Origin of the sequence: Xanthomonas sp. WHRI 10204 (assembly GCF_040202875.1) — a bacterium.
GTDB lineage: Bacteria > Pseudomonadota > Gammaproteobacteria > Xanthomonadales > Xanthomonadaceae > Xanthomonas.
In genome coordinates this window covers 1,042,937-1,058,409 of sequence record NZ_JBEGDW010000002.1, presented here as the reverse complement: position 1 = coordinate 1,058,409, position 15,473 = coordinate 1,042,937, and the positions used below count along the sequence as shown (strand labels likewise).

Annotated in this window: 10 protein-coding genes; all 10 read left to right on the top strand. The window is 61.5% G+C overall.

The features are described from left to right. Positions 1 to 76 precede the first annotated feature (76 nt). The 10 genes from rpoB to rplW all read left to right on the top strand — a co-directional run bounded on the left by rpoB (position 77) and on the right by rplW (position 15,467). Positions 77 to 4,228, top strand: a complete 4,152-nt coding sequence (gene rpoB, locus ABQZ00_RS15420) for a DNA-directed RNA polymerase subunit beta (protein WP_323538843.1) — start codon at positions 77 to 79, stop codon at positions 4,226 to 4,228. A 100-nt stretch (positions 4,229 to 4,328) separates the two neighbouring features. Next, positions 4,329 to 8,546 (top strand): DNA-directed RNA polymerase subunit beta', encoded by a 4,218-nt coding sequence (gene rpoC / locus ABQZ00_RS15415; protein WP_055846634.1) that lies wholly within the window; start codon positions 4,329 to 4,331, stop codon positions 8,544 to 8,546. 223 nt (positions 8,547 to 8,769) lie between these two features. After that, on the top strand, positions 8,770 to 9,144 hold the full coding sequence (gene rpsL / locus ABQZ00_RS15410; RefSeq protein WP_002811712.1) for a 30S ribosomal protein S12: 375 nt from the start codon (positions 8,770 to 8,772) through the stop codon (positions 9,142 to 9,144). Positions 9,145 to 9,156: 12 nt separating this feature from the next. After that, positions 9,157 to 9,624 (top strand): 30S ribosomal protein S7, encoded by a 468-nt coding sequence (gene rpsG, locus ABQZ00_RS15405; protein WP_006450629.1) that lies wholly within the window; start codon positions 9,157 to 9,159, stop codon positions 9,622 to 9,624. A 137-nt stretch (positions 9,625 to 9,761) separates the two neighbouring features. Further along, entirely contained in the window at positions 9,762 to 11,879 is a 2,118-nt protein-coding gene (fusA, locus tag ABQZ00_RS15400) for an elongation factor G (RefSeq protein WP_055846638.1), read from the top strand. Between the two features lie 46 nt (positions 11,880 to 11,925). Beyond that, positions 11,926 to 13,116: an elongation factor Tu gene (gene tuf, locus ABQZ00_RS15395; RefSeq protein ID WP_115527199.1), complete on the top strand. Its 1,191-nt coding sequence runs from the start codon at positions 11,926 to 11,928 to the stop codon at positions 13,114 to 13,116. A gap of 463 nt (positions 13,117 to 13,579) precedes the next feature. Continuing rightward, positions 13,580 to 13,891 carry a 30S ribosomal protein S10 gene (rpsJ, locus tag ABQZ00_RS15390; RefSeq protein WP_003486723.1) on the top strand — a complete coding sequence of 104 codons (312 nt, stop codon included), beginning with the start codon at positions 13,580 to 13,582 and terminating at the stop codon, positions 13,889 to 13,891. Positions 13,892 to 13,902: 11 nt separating this feature from the next. Further along, positions 13,903 to 14,553, top strand: coding sequence for a 50S ribosomal protein L3 (rplC, locus tag ABQZ00_RS15385; RefSeq protein ID WP_055846123.1), 651 nt, complete (start codon positions 13,903 to 13,905; stop codon positions 14,551 to 14,553). Positions 14,554 to 14,565: 12 nt separating this feature from the next. After that, positions 14,566 to 15,171 (top strand): 50S ribosomal protein L4, encoded by a 606-nt coding sequence (gene rplD / locus ABQZ00_RS15380; RefSeq protein ID WP_055846344.1) that lies wholly within the window; start codon positions 14,566 to 14,568, stop codon positions 15,169 to 15,171. Further along, positions 15,168 to 15,467: a 50S ribosomal protein L23 gene (gene rplW / locus ABQZ00_RS15375; RefSeq protein WP_002811694.1), complete on the top strand. Its 300-nt coding sequence runs from the start codon at positions 15,168 to 15,170 to the stop codon at positions 15,465 to 15,467. Before rplD ends, rplW begins: the two co-directional genes overlap by 4 nt. Positions 15,468 to 15,473: the final 6 nt, after the last annotated feature.

Below are 15,473 nucleotides of genomic sequence, written 5' to 3'. Positions count from 1 at the left end.
CAGCGACTTCCAACTGACAATTTTGTTATTTCAGGGCCGCCGCGACGCGGCCCCCGCAGCCTAGGGTGAAGACCTCATGACGTCTTATTCGTTCACCGAAAAAAAGCGTATCCGCAAGGATTTCGGTAAGCAGCGCTCGATTCTCGAAGTGCCGTTTCTGCTTGCCATCCAGGTGGATTCCTATCGCGAATTCCTGCAGGAAGATGTGGAGCCGACCAAGCGCAAAGACCTCGGTCTGCATGCTGCTCTGAAGTCGGTGTTCCCGATCTCCAGCTACAGCGGCAACGCTGCGCTCGAGTACGTGGGCTACAAGCTGGGTCAGCCGGTGTTTGACGAGCGCGAATGCCGTCAGCGCGGCATGAGCTATGGCGCGCCGCTGCGCGTGACCGTGCGTTTGGTGATCTACGACCGCGAGTCGTCGACCAAGGCCATCAAGTACGTGAAGGAGCAGGAGGTCTATCTCGGCGAAATCCCGCTGATGACCGGCAACGGTACCTTCATCGTCAACGGCACCGAGCGCGTGATCGTGTCGCAGCTGCACCGCTCGCCGGGCGTGTTCTTCGACCACGACCGTGGCAAGACCCACAGCTCGGGCAAGCTGCTGTACAGCGCCCGCATCATTCCGTACCGCGGTTCCTGGCTGGACTTCGAGTTCGACCCGAAGGACGCGCTGTTCACCCGTATCGACCGTCGCCGCAAGCTGCCGGTGTCGATCCTGTTGCGCGCGCTTGGCTACAACAACGAAGAGATGTTGGCCGAGTTCTTCGAGATCAACACGTTCCATATCAATCCGGACGAAGGCGTGCAGCTGGAGCTGGTGCCGGAGCGTCTGCGTGGTGAAACGCTGAACTTCGACCTGGCCGATGGCGACAAGGTCATCGTGGAAGCGGGCAAGCGCATCACCGCCCGTCACGTCAAGCAGCTGGAAGCCGCCGGCGTTGCCGCGCTGGCCGTGCCGGACGACTATTTGGTCGGCCGCATCCTGTCGCACGACGTGGTCGATGGTTCGACCGGCGAACTGCTGGCCAATGCCAACGACGAAATCAGCGAAGACCAGTTGGCTGCCTTCCGTAAGGCCGGCGTCGACGCGGTCGGCACCCTGTGGGTGAACGACCTGGATCGCGGTCCGTACCTGTCCAACACCTTGCGCATCGATCCGACCAAGACGCAGCTCGAAGCGCTGGTCGAAATCTACCGCATGATGCGTCCGGGCGAGCCGCCGACCAAGGAAGCCGCGCAGAACCTGTTCCACAACCTGTTCTTCACCTTCGAGCGCTACGACCTGTCCACGGTCGGCCGCATGAAGTTCAACCGTCGCGTCGGCCGCAAGGAAGTGCTGGGCGAGTCGGTGCTGTACGACAAGAAGTACTTTGCCGAGCGTAACGACGAAGAATCCAAGCGTCTGGTCGCCGAGCACACCGACACCTCCGACATCCTGGAAGTGATCAAGGTGCTCACCGAAATCCGTAACGGTCGCGGCGTGGTCGATGACATCGATCACCTGGGCAACCGTCGCGTGCGTTCGGTCGGCGAAATGGCCGAGAACGTGTTCCGCGTGGGCCTGGTCCGCGTCGAGCGCGCGGTCAAGGAGCGTCTGTCGATGGCGGAGTCGGAAGGTCTGACCCCGCAGGAATTGATCAACGCCAAGCCGGTGGCCGCCGCGATCAAGGAATTCTTCGGCTCCTCGCAGCTGTCGCAGTTCATGGACCAGAACAACCCGCTGTCGGAAGTGACGCACAAGCGTCGCGTGTCCGCACTGGGCCCGGGCGGTTTGACCCGCGAGCGTGCAGGCTTCGAAGTGCGCGACGTGCATCCGACCCATTACGGCCGCGTCTGCACCATCGAAACGCCGGAAGGCCCGAACATCGGCCTGATCAACTCGCTGGCCGTGTTCGCCCGCACCAATCAGTACGGCTTCCTCGAAACGCCATACCGGAAGGTGCTGGATGGCAAGGTGTCCGACGACGTCGAATACCTGTCGGCGATCGAAGAAAACGAGTACGTGATCGCCCAGGCGAACGCGTTGACCGACGTCAAGAACATGCTCACCGAGCAGTTCGTGCCGTGCCGGTTCCAGGGCGAGTCGCTGCTCAAGCCGCCGGCAGAAGTCCACTTCATGGACGTCTCGCCAATGCAGACCGTGTCGGTCGCAGCGGCGCTGGTGCCGTTCCTGGAACACGATGACGCGAACCGCGCACTGATGGGCGCCAACATGCAGCGCCAGGCCGTGCCGACGTTGCGTTCGCAGAAGCCGCTGGTCGGTACCGGCATCGAGCGTGCGGTTGCGCGCGACTCGGGCGTGACCGTCAACGCGCTGCGTGGTGGCGTGATCGAGCAGATCGATGCGGCCCGCATCGTGGTCAAGGTCAACGAGGCAGAAATTGGCGGCGGCACCGATGCCGGCGTGGATATCTACAACCTGATCAAGTACACCCGCTCCAACCAGAACACCTGCATCAACCAGCGTCCGCTGGTGAATGTGGGCGACGTGATCGCGCGCGGCGACGTGCTGGCCGACGGCCCGTCCACCGACATCGGTGAGCTGGCGCTGGGTCAGAACATGCTGATCGCCTTCATGCCGTGGAACGGCTACAACTTCGAAGACTCCATCCTGCTCTCCGAGCGCGTGGTGGAAGAGGATCGTTACACCACGATCCACATCGAAGAACTGACCTGCGTTGCACGCGACACCAAGCTGGGTCCGGAGGAAATTTCCGCCGACATCCCGAACGTGTCCGAGCAGGCTTTGAACCGTCTGGACGAAAGCGGCGTGGTGTACATCGGTGCGGAAGTGCGCGCTGGCGACATCATGGTCGGCAAGGTCACGCCGAAGGGCGAAAGCCAGCTGACCCCGGAAGAAAAGCTGCTGCGTGCGATCTTCGGTGAGAAGGCGTCCGACGTGAAGGACAGCTCGCTGCGCGTGCCCCCGGGCATGGACGGCACCGTCATCGACGTGCAGGTCTTCACCCGCGACGGCATCGAGAAGGACAAGCGTGCGCGCCAGATCGAAGAATCCGAGATCAAGCGCGTCAAGAAGGACTTCGACGACCAGTTCCGCATTCTGGAAGCGGCCATCTACGCACGTCTGCGCTCGCAGATCGTGGGCAAGGTCGCCAATGGCGGTCCGAACCTGAAGAAGGGCGACAACGTCACCGACGCGTATCTGGACGGGCTGAAGAAGTCCGATTGGTTCCAGCTGCGCATGAAGGACGAAGACGCTGCCGACGCCATCGAACGCGCGCAGAAGCAGGTCCAGGCGCACGAGAAGGAATTCGAAGCACGCTTTGCCGACAAGCGCGGCAAGATCACCCAGGGCGACGACCTCGCACCGGGCGTGCTGAAGATGGTCAAGGTGTTCCTGGCGGTGAAGCGCCGCATCCAGCCCGGCGACAAGATGGCAGGCCGCCACGGCAACAAGGGTGTGGTCTCCAACGTCGTGCCGGTCGAAGACATGCCGTACATGGCGACCGGCGAGCCGGTGGACATCGTGCTGAACCCGCTCGGCGTGCCGTCGCGTATGAACATCGGCCAGATTCTGGAAGTGCATCTGGGCTGGGCCGCCAAGGGCCTGGGTCGCAAGATCCAGCGCATGCTGGAAGCGCAGACCGCGGTCAGCGAGCTGCGCAAGTTCCTGGACGACATCTACAACCACGACAGCGCGATCAATGCGCAGCGTGTGGATCTGTCGCAGTTCAGCGATGAGGAACTGCTCAACCTGGGCAAGAACCTGATCGACGGCGTGCCGATGGCCACCCCGGTGTTCGACGGCGCCAGCGAAGCGGAAATCAAGCGCATGCTGGAACTGGCCGAACTGCCGCAGAGCGGTCAGACCCAGTTGTACGACGGTCGCACTGGCGAAGCGTTCGATCGCAAGACCACGGTCGGCTACATGCATTACCTGAAGTTGAACCACTTGGTCGACGACAAGATGCATGCCCGTTCGACCGGCCCGTACTCGCTCGTGACCCAGCAGCCGCTGGGCGGCAAGGCGCAGTTCGGTGGTCAGCGCTTCGGCGAAATGGAAGTCTGGGCGCTGGAAGCCTACGGCGCGGCCTACACCCTGCAGGAAATGCTGACGGTGAAGTCCGACGACGTGCAGGGCCGTAACCAGATGTACAAGAACATCGTCGATGGTGAGCACGAGATGGTCGCGGGCATGCCGGAGTCCTTCAACGTGTTGGTGAAGGAAATCCGCTCGCTGGCGATCAACATGGAACTGGAAGAGTGATCGAGCTGGATCCAGGCGCCGTAATGCGGTGCCTGGATCCGGAACGTAATGCCCTCGGTTTCATCTCAGATACGAAATTCCTCCGACCCGGAGATATCCAATGAAAGACCTGCTCAACCTCTTCAATCAACAGCGCCAGACGCTGGATTTCGACGCGATCAAGATCGCGCTGGCATCGCCTGACCTGATCCGTTCGTGGTCCTACGGCGAAGTGAAGAAGCCCGAAACCATCAACTACCGCACCTTCAAGCCGGAGCGTGACGGCCTGTTCTGCGCCGCGATCTTTGGCCCGATCAAGGATTACGAGTGCCTGTGCGGCAAGTACAAGCGCATGAAGCACCGCGGTGTGGTCTGCGAAAAGTGCGGCACCGAAGTCACCCTGGCCAAGGTGCGTCGCGAGCGCATGGGTCACATCGACCTGGCCTCGCCGGTCGCGCACATCTGGTTCCTCAAGTCGCTGCCCTCGCGTATCGGTTTGATGCTGGACATGACCCTGCGTGACATCGAGCGCGTGCTGTACTTCGAAGCCTACGTGGTCACCGAGCCGGGCCTGACCCCGCTCGAGCGCCGCCAGCTGCTGACCGAAGAGCAGTACCTGACCGCACGCCAGGAGTACAACGACGACTTCGACGCCGCCATGGGCGCCGAGGCCGTGTATGAGCTGCTGCGCACGATCGACCTGCAGTCGGAAATGACCCGCCTGCGCGAAGAAATCGCCAGCACCGGTTCGGAAACCAAGCTCAAGCGTCTGACCAAGCGCATCAAGTTGATCGAAGCCTTCCTGGAATCGGGTAACCGTCCGGAGTGGATGGTCATGACCGTGCTTCCCGTGCTGCCGCCGGACCTGCGTCCGCTGGTGCCGCTGGACGGCGGCCGCTTCGCGACCTCGGATCTGAACGATCTGTACCGCCGCGTGATCAACCGCAACAACCGTCTGCGTCGCCTGTTGGAGCTCAACGCTCCGGACATCATCGTGCGCAACGAAAAGCGCATGCTGCAGGAATCGGTCGATGCGCTGCTGGACAACGGCCGTCGCGGCCGTGCCATCACCGGCACCAACAAGCGTCCGCTGAAGTCGCTGGCCGACATGATCAAGGGCAAGCAGGGCCGGTTCCGTCAGAACCTGCTCGGCAAGCGCGTGGACTACTCCGGTCGTTCGGTCATCACCGTCGGTCCGTACCTCAAGCTGCACCAGTGCGGCCTGCCGAAGAAGATGGCGCTTGAGCTGTTCAAGCCGTTCGTGTTCGCCAAGCTGCAGCGTCGTGGCCTGGCCACCACCATCAAGGCCGCCAAGAAGCTCGTCGAGCGCGAAGAGGCCGAGGTGTGGGACATCCTCGAAGAAGTCATTCGCGAGCATCCGGTGCTGTTGAATCGTGCGCCGACCCTGCACCGTCTGGGCATCCAGGCGTTCGAGCCGGTGTTGATCGAAGGCAAAGCCATCCAGCTGCATCCGCTGGTATGTACCGCCTTCAACGCCGACTTCGACGGTGACCAGATGGCTGTCCACGTGCCGCTCTCGCTGGAAGCCCAGCTGGAAGCGCGTGCGCTGATGATGTCCACCAACAACATCCTGTCGCCGGCCAACGGCGAGCCGATCATCGTGCCGTCGCAGGACGTGGTGTTGGGCCTGTACTACATGAGCCGCGCCCTGGAGAACAAGAAGGGCGAGGGCATGGTGTTTGCGAACACCAGCGAAGTGAAGCGCGCCTACGACAACCGCGTGGTGGAACTGCACGCCAAGGTCAAGGTTCGCATCACCCAGGTGGACGTCGATGCTGTCGACGGCAAGCGCACCAGCGGCACCTCGATCGTGGACACCACGGTCGGTCGTGCGTTGCTGAGCGAAATCCTGCCGGAAGGTCTGCCGTTCCAGCTGGCCAACACCGAGATGACCAAGAAGAACATCTCGCGTCTGATCAACTCCAGCTACCGTCTGCTGGGCTTGAAGGACACCGTCGTGTTCGCCGACAAGCTGATGTACACCGGCTATGCCTACGCCACCCGCGCAGGCGTGTCGATCGGTATCGACGACATGCTGATCCCGGACGAGAAGAAGGGCATCCTCACCGAGGCAGAAGCCGAAGTGCTGGAAATCCAGGAGCAGTATCAGTCGGGCCTGGTCACCGCCGGCGAGCGTTACAACAAGGTCGTGGACATCTGGTCGCGTACCAGCGAGCGCATCGCCAAGGCGATGATGGACACCATCGGTACCGAGAAGGTCGAAAATGCCAAGGGCGAAACCATCGACCAGAAGTCGATGAACTCGCTCTACATCATGGCCGACTCCGGTGCGCGTGGTAGCCAGGCGCAGATCCGTCAGCTGGCTGGTATGCGTGGCCTGATGGCGCGTCCGGACGGCTCGATCATCGAGACGCCCATCAAGGCGAACTTCCGCGAAGGCTTGAACGTGCAGGAGTACTTCAACTCCACCCACGGTGCGCGTAAGGGTCTGGCCGATACCGCGTTGAAGACCGCGAACTCGGGTTACCTGACCCGTCGTCTGGTCGACGTCGCGCAGGACGTGGTGATCACCGAAGTCGATTGCGGCACCACCGAAGGGTTGATCATGACCCCGATCGTGGAAGGCGGCGACGTGGTGGAGCCGTTGAAGGAGCGCGTGCTGGGCCGTGTCGTGGCCGAGGACGTGTACCTGCCGGGCAACGACGAAGAGCCGATCGTCACCCGCAATACGCTGCTCGACGAAGCCTGGGTTGCCAAGCTGGAAGACGCCAGCGTGCAGTCGGTGAAGGTGCGTTCGACCATCAGCTGCGAATCGTCGTTCGGCGTGTGCGCACGTTGCTACGGTCGCGATCTTGCACGTGGTCACCAGGTCAACATCGGTGAAGCGGTCGGCGTCATCGCCGCCCAGTCCATCGGTGAGCCGGGTACCCAGCTGACCATGCGTACGTTCCACATCGGTGGTGCGGCATCGCGTGCGGCAGCGGTGGACAACATCACCGTCAAGACCACCGGTTCGGTGAAGTTCAACAACCTCAAGTCGGTGGCGCATGCCAGCGGCGCACTGGTTGCGGTCTCGCGTTCTGGCGAACTGTCCGTGCTCGATGGCCATGGCCGCGAGCGCGAGCGTTACAAGCTGCCGTATGGCGCCACCATCACCGCCAAAGACGGCGATGCAGTCAAGGCCGGGCAGGGCGTTGCCAACTGGGATCCGCATAACCACCCGATCGTGTCGGAAGTGGCCGGTTTCATTCGCTTCATCGACTTCGTCGACGGCGTCACCGTCATCGAGAAGACCGACGAACTGACTGGCCTGGCCTCGCGCGAAATCACCGACCCGAAGCGTCGCGGTGCGCATGCCAAGGAACTGCGCCCGATCGTGCGCATCGTCGATGGCAAGGGCAACGACCTGACGATCCCCAATACGGATCTGCCGGCGCAGTACCTGTTGCCGCCGCGCTCCATCGTCAACCTGCAGGACGGCGCCGCTGTCGGCGTGGGCGACGTGGTCGCCAAGATCCCGCAGGAAGCGTCCAAGACCCGCGACATCACCGGTGGTCTGCCGCGCGTTGCCGACTTGTTCGAAGCACGCAAGCCGAAGGATCCGGCGATCCTGGCCGAGCGCTCGGGCATCATCAGCTTCGGTAAGGACACCAAGGGCAAGCAGCGTCTGATCATCAAGGACACCGATGGCAGCGAACACGAAGAGCTGATCCCGAAGTACCGCCAGATCATCGTGTTCGAAGGCGAGCATGTGACCAAGGGCGAGACCGTGGTGGACGGCGAGCCGAGCCCGCAGGACATCCTGCGTCTGCTGGGTGTCGAACCGCTGGCCGCGTATCTGGTCAAGGAAATCCAGGACGTCTATCGCCTGCAGGGCGTGAAGATCAACGACAAGCACATCGAGGTGATCACTCGCCAGATGCTGCGCAAGGTCGAGATCACCGACCAGGGCACCAGCAAGTTCCTCAATGGCGAGCAGGTCGAGCGCCAGCGCGTCATCGAGGAAAATGTCCGCCTGGTCAAGCGCAACGAACTGCCGGCCAAGTACGATCCGGTCCTGCTGGGTATCACCAAGGCCTCGCTGGCCACAGAGTCGTTCATCTCGGCGGCCTCGTTCCAGGAGACCACGCGTGTGTTGACCGAGGCTGCCGTGCGCGGTACCCGCGACAACCTGCGCGGCCTGAAGGAAAACGTGATCGTGGGTCGCCTGATCCCGGCCGGTACCGGTCTGGCCTACCACGCCGGGCGTCGTAAATCGTCCGGTCTGACCGACTCGGAAATGGAAACCTTGTCGGGCAAGCCGACGGTTGCCGAACCGGTCGTCGCGGTGGCGGACGCCGGCGCGGACGAGGAGTAAGCGCTTGCGACGGCGCTCGCGAGAGCGCCGTCAGCCAAGCGAGAGGAGGGCAGGAGGCCTTCCGTTTTCCGGCCTTTGGACGGGCCAGCAGGGTTGGGTTTCCGTGAAGTTGACGGAGTTTCGTCCTGCCAGCTATACTTCCCTGTCTCGGCGGGCCGTTTTTCGGCCTGCCTTCGTTTTCGTGCAAGGCCGTCTCGGCCTCTCTAATCAGAAGAATCAACTGATGACGACGATCAATCAGCTGGTCCGCAAGCCTCGGCAAGCGACCACCTACAAGAGTGCCTCCCCGGCACTGGACAAGTGTCCGCAGCGCCGCGGCGTCTGCACACGCGTCTATACCACTACCCCGAAGAAGCCGAACTCGGCCCTGCGTAAGGTTGCCAAAGTGCGCCTGACCAATCAGGAAGAGGTCATCAGCTACATCGGTGGTGAAGGTCACAACCTGCAGGAGCACTCCGTGGTCCTGATTCGTGGTGGCCGCGTCAAGGATCTTCCCGGTGTGCGTTATCACACCGTCCGTGGTTCGCTGGACGCCGCCGGCGTCGCAAAGCGCCGTCAAGGTCGTTCCAAGTACGGCGCCAAGCGCCCGAAGAGCTAAGGAAATACTCCAATGTCCCGTAAAGGTTCTACTCCGCAGCGCACCGTCCTGCCTGATCCAAAGCATGGCAGCGAAACCATTGCCCGCTTCATCAATATGGTGATGCAAAGTGGCAAGAAGTCGGTTGCTGAGAAAATTGTCTATGGCGCGATGGACGTCATTGGCGAAAAGAATCCGAATGCCGTCGAGCTAGTGCAGAAAGCACTGGACAACGTGGCCCCGGCTGTCGAAGTTAAATCGCGTCGCGTTGGTGGTGCTACCTATCAGGTGCCCGTCGAAGTGCGCTCCTCCCGTCGCACGGCGCTGGCAATGCGCTGGTTGATCGATTCCGCGCGCAAGCGTGGCGAGAACACCATGCCGCGCAAGCTGGCTGCAGAACTGTTGGACGCCTCGGAAAGCCGTGGTGGCGCGATAAAGAAGCGCGAAGAGACTCACCGTATGGCGGAAGCGAACAAGGCGTTCGCACACTACCGCTGGTGACCTCGGGGGCCTTGGTAACGGGGCCCTTCAGCACCATATGAGTGCTGTTTGCGACGCGTCTCGCGTCGCATTCAATCCGAAGGCCGCCGAAAGGCGGCGTTCGGCCATCCGAAATCCAAGAAATTGAGAGGCTCCCCGTGGCCCGCACCACCCCTATCGAGCGTTACCGCAACTTCGGCATCATGGCCCACATCGATGCCGGCAAGACCACCACTTCCGAGCGCATCCTGTTCTACACCGGTGTCAGTCACAAGATCGGCGAAGTCCATGACGGCGCTGCAGTGATGGACTGGATGGAGCAGGAGCAGGAGCGTGGTATCACCATCACCTCCGCTGCGACCACTGCGTTCTGGTCGGGCATGGACAAGTCCATGCCGCAGCATCGCCTGAACATCATCGACACCCCTGGGCACGTCGACTTCACCATCGAAGTGGAGCGCTCCTTGCGCGTGCTCGACGGTGCGGTGTTCGTGCTGTGCGCCGTGGGTGGCGTGCAGCCGCAGTCCGAGACTGTGTGGCGCCAGGCCAACAAGTATTCCGTGCCGCGCATGGCCTTCGTCAACAAGATGGACCGTACCGGTGCCAACTTCGACAAGGTCGTTGAGCAGCTGAGGGCCCGTCTGGGTGCCTATGCCGTGCCGATGCAGGTGCCGATCGGCGCCGAAGACGGTTTCGAGGGCGTGGTCGACCTGTTGAAGATGAAGGCGATTCATTGGGATATCGCGTCGCAGGGCACCACCTTCGAATACGGCGACATCCCGGCCGACCTGGTCGAGATTGCGACCGAGGCGCGTTCGTTCATGGTCGAAGCGGCTGCAGAAGCCAGCGAAGAACTCATGGACAAGTACCTCAACGAAGGCGACCTGAGCGAAGAAGAGATCCTGGTGGGTCTGCGCGAGCGCACCCTGAAGGTCGAGATCGTGCCGGTGTTCTGTGGCTCGGCGTTCAAGAACAAGGGCGTGCAGGCCATGCTCGACGGCGTCGTGCATCTGCTGCCTTCGCCGGCCGACCGTCCGCCGGTTGCCGGCATCGACGAAGACGAGAAGGAAGACAGCCGTCCTGCGACCGACACCGCGCCGTTCTCGGCGTTGGCGTTCAAGATCATGACCGATCCGTTCGTGGGCTCGCTGACGTTCTTCCGTGTCTACTCAGGCACGCTGAACTCCGGCGACCAGGTCTATAACCCGGTCAAGTCGAAGAAAGAGCGCGTGGGCCGCATCCTGCAGATGCATTCCAACAATCGCGAAGAGATCAAGGAAGTGCGCGCTGGTGACATCGCCGCGGCCGTGGGTCTGAAGGACGTCACCACCGGCGACACGCTGTGTGCGCAGGACAAGATCATCACCCTGGAGCGCATGATTTTCCCGGAGCCGGTGATCTCGATGGCGGTGGAGCCCAAGACCAAGTCGGACCAGGAAAAGATGGGTACGGCGCTGGGTCGCCTGGCGCAGGAAGATCCCTCGTTCCGCGTCAAGACCGACGAAGAATCCGGCCAGACCATCATCTCCGGCATGGGCGAGTTGCACCTGGACATCATCGTCGACCGCATGCGTCGCGAGTTCAATGTCGAGGCCAACGTTGGCAAGCCGCAGGTTGCGTATCGCGAAACGATCCGCAAGACCGACGTCAAGTCCGACTACAAGCACGCCAAGCAGTCCGGTGGTAAGGGTCAGTACGGTCACGTCGTGATCGAGCTGTCGCCGATGACCGAAGAAGATCGTAAGAACGATAGCGTCAAGGACGATTTCCTCTTCATCAACGACATCACCGGCGGCATCATTCCGAAGGAATTCATCCCCTCGGTCGAGAAGGGCCTGCGCGAAACGATCACTAGTGGTCCGATCGCTGGCTTCCCGGTGGTGGGTGTCAAGGTCAAGCTGGTGTTCGGCTCGTACCATGATGTCGACTCCTCGGAAATGGCGTTCAAGCTGGCCGCGTCGATGGCGTTCAAGCAGGGCTTTGCGAAAGCTAGCCCGGTATTGCTCGAGCCGATCATGAAGGTCGAGATCGTCAGCCCGGAGGATTACCTGGGCGACGTGATGGGCGACGTGAGCCGCCGTCGCGGCGTGTTGCAGGGTCAGGACGACAGCCCGTCGGGCAAGATCATCAATGCGATGATTCCGCTGGGTGAGATGTTCGGTTACGCGACCTCGCTGCGCTCGATGAGCCAGGGGCGTGCAACGTTCTCGATGGAATTCGACCATTACGAAGAGGCGCCGACCAACATCGCCGACGCCGTCACCAAGAAGGGCTGAGTTCGCTCAGCCGCTTCAAAAATTTTCTAATTAGAGGTAGCAAGTCATGGCAAAAGCTAAATTCGAGCGCAACAAGCTGCACGTCAATGTCGGCACCATTGGTCACGTTGACCATGGCAAGACCACGTTGACCGCTGCGCTGACCAAGATCGGTGCTGAGCGCTTCGGTGGTGAGTTCAAGGCGTACGACGCGATCGACGCAGCGCCGGAAGAGAAGGCGCGTGGTATCACGATCTCGACCGCACACGTCGAATACGAATCCCCGAACCGTCACTACGCACACGTTGACTGCCCCGGCCACGCCGACTACGTCAAGAACATGATCACCGGTGCTGCGCAGATGGACGGCGCGATCCTGGTGTGTTCGGCCGCTGACGGCCCGATGCCGCAGACCCGTGAGCACATCCTGCTGTCGCGTCAGGTCGGCGTGCCGCACATCGTGGTGTTCCTGAACAAGGCTGACATGGTCGACGACGCCGAGCTGCTCGAGCTGGTCGAAATGGAAGTGCGCGAGCTGCTGAGCAAGTACGACTTCCCGGGCGACGACACCCCGATCATTCATGGTTCTGCGCGTCTGGCGCTGGACGGTGATCAGAGCGAAATCGGCGTGCCGGCGATCCTGAAGCTGGTCGATGCACTGGACAGCTTCATTCCGGATCCGACCCGCGATGTGGACCGCCCGTTCCTGATGCCGGTCGAAGACGTGTTCTCGATCTCCGGCCGCGGCACTGTGGTGACCGGTCGTATCGAGCGCGGCATCATCAAGGTTGGCGACGAAATTGAAATCGTCGGTATCCGCGATACGCAGAAGACCACCGTCACCGGCGTGGAAATGTTCCGCAAGCTGCTGGATCAGGGTCAGGCAGGCGACAACGCCGGTCTGCTGCTGCGCGGCACCAAGCGTGACGACGTCGAGCGCGGCCAGGTGCTGTGCAAGCCGGGTTCGATCAAGCCGCATACCGAGTTTGAAGCCGAAGTTTACGTGCTGTCCAAGGATGAGGGTGGTCGTCATACCCCGTTCTTCAAGGGCTACCGTCCGCAGTTCTACTTCCGTACCACCGACATCACTGGCGCCTGCCAGCTGCCGGAAGGCGTGGAGATGGTGATGCCGGGCGACAACGTGAAGATGGTCGTGACGCTGATCAACCCGGTCGCGATGGATGAAGGTCTGCGCTTCGCAATTCGCGAAGGCGGCCGGACCGTCGGCGCCGGCGTGGTTGCCAAGATCGTCAAGTAAGCAATGCCTGCAGTTCGGCGACTCTGGTCGCCGGCGCAATCAAAAAGGGTCGGCGTAAGCCGGCCCTTTTTTTTGGCTGCAGGTGGGCGAGGTGGGCGAGAAGCAGGATTAATTGAATGGACGCTTGCGCAGCTAAGCATCGCTCGCTATAATGCGCGGCTCGGTGTCCCTGGGTAGGGCGCTGAGTTCACAGCGAAAAGAACGGCAGGAAGCCGCTCGTGTTCGCCAGACCGGGAAGGTCGCGTTGCATGGAGCACTCAACAACTCAGTCGTTGTTGACCGTGCTCTAGCTGCGCATTATACTTTTCCGTCTGGGCAGGCCGGTTTACCGGGCTGCCTCAGTTTTTGGGCGGAGGAAAGCCCTCGTCGGCAGGATGCCTGGCGATTTCACCAATGCAGGAATACCGGGGCAGGTATCCCAGAGGCCTTGCCCGTCGCTCTTTTAACGAAGGAAGCTTCCGTCATGTCGGAACAAAAGATCCGGATTCGGTTGAAGGCGTTCGATCATCGTTTGATCGACCGTTCGGCCAGCGAGATCGTCGAAACGGCTAAGCGGACCGGCGCGCAAGTGCGTGGCCCGATCCCGTTGCCGACCAAGATCGAACGTTACACCATCCTCGTATCCCCGCATGCCGACAAGGATGCGCGTGACCAATACGAAACCCGCACGCACAAGCGTGTGCTCGATATCGTCGACCCGAACGACAAGACCGTGGACGCGCTGATGAAGCTCGAACTCGCGGCTGGCGTCGACGTACAGATCAAGTTGACCTGAGGACTACGACCATGACGAAGAAATATTCGTTGGGCTTCGTAGGCCGCAAGGCTGGCATGAGCCGCGTCTTCACTGAAGATGGCCGCTCCGTGCCGGTTACGCTGATCGAAGCAACTCCGAACCGCATCGCGCAGATCAAGACCGTTGAAACCGACGGCTACAGCGCAGTGCAGATTACCGTTGGCGCGCGTCGCGCCGCACTGGTCAACAAGCCGGCCTCCGGTCACTTCGCCAAGGCGAAGGTCGAAGCGGGTCGCGGCTTGTGGGAATTCCGCGTTGAAGATGCGCAGCTCGGCGATTTCGCCGTCGGCGGCGAAATCAAGGCGGACATCTTCGAGGTCGGCCAAAAGGTCGACGTCCAGGGCGTCACCAAGGGTAAGGGTTTCCAGGGCACCATCAAGCGCTACAACTTCCGTATGGGCGATGCAACTCACGGTAACTCGCTGTCGCATCGCGCGCCGGGTTCGCTGGGTCAGCGCCAGACCCCGGGTCGCGTTTTCCCGGGTAAGAAGATGTCGGGCCACATGGGCGCCGTGCAGCAAAGCACGCTGAACCTGGAAGTGGTCAAGGTCGACGTCGAGCGTGGTCTGATTGCTATCCGCGGCGCCGTGCCTGGCGCAGCTGGTGGCGACGTGATCGTCCGTCCGGCGAGCAAGGCATAAGGAGAGATGACGATGGAACTCGTTATCACGGGTAGCAATAACAAGGTCTCGGTCTCCGATGCCGTGTTCGGTCGCGAATTCAGCGAAGATCTGGTTCACCAGGTCGTCGTCGCTTATCGCAATGCCGGTCGCGCTGGTACCAAGGCACAGAAGACGCGTTCGGAAGTTGCGGGCACGACCAAGAAGTCGAAGAAGCAGAAGGGCGGCGGCGCGCGTCACGGCGCGTTGACGGCTCCGATCTTCGTCGGCGGCGGCGTGACCTTCGCGGCCAAGCCGCGCAGCTTCGAGCAGAAAGTCAACCGCAAGATGTACCGTGCGGCCATCTGCGCGATCTTCTCTGAGCTTAATCGCCAGGGTCGCCTGATGATCGTCGATGCGTTTGACGTCGAAACCACCAAGACCCAGGGTCTGATCGAGAAGTTGAAGGGACTGGATGTGGGCAAGCGCCCGCTGATCGTCACCGAAGAAGCTTCCGAGCACCTGTATCTGTCCGCTCGCAATCTGCCGTATGTGCAGGTGCGTGATGTGCAGGGTCTGGATCCGGTCGCTTTGGTCGGGGCCGATACGGTCGTGATCACCGCCGATGCGGTCAAGAAGATCGAGGAGTGGCTGGCATGAGCAGCAACGAAAAAATCTTCAGCGTGCTGCGTGCTCCGCGAGTCTCTGAAAAGACCGCGCGCCTGCAGGAAATCTCCAACCAGTATGTCTTCGAAGTTTCGAACGAAGCCACCAAGGCCGATGTAAAGGCCGCGGTTGAGCAGCTGTTCGACGTCAAGGTCAAGGCAGTCAACGTGGTCAACGTCAAGGGCAAGAGCAAGTCCTTCCGTAACCGTGCTGGCAGCCGTGGCAATTGGCGCAAGGCGTACGTCCGCCTGGTTGATGGTCAGTCCATCGACGTAACGGCCAAGGCCTGAGGTCCA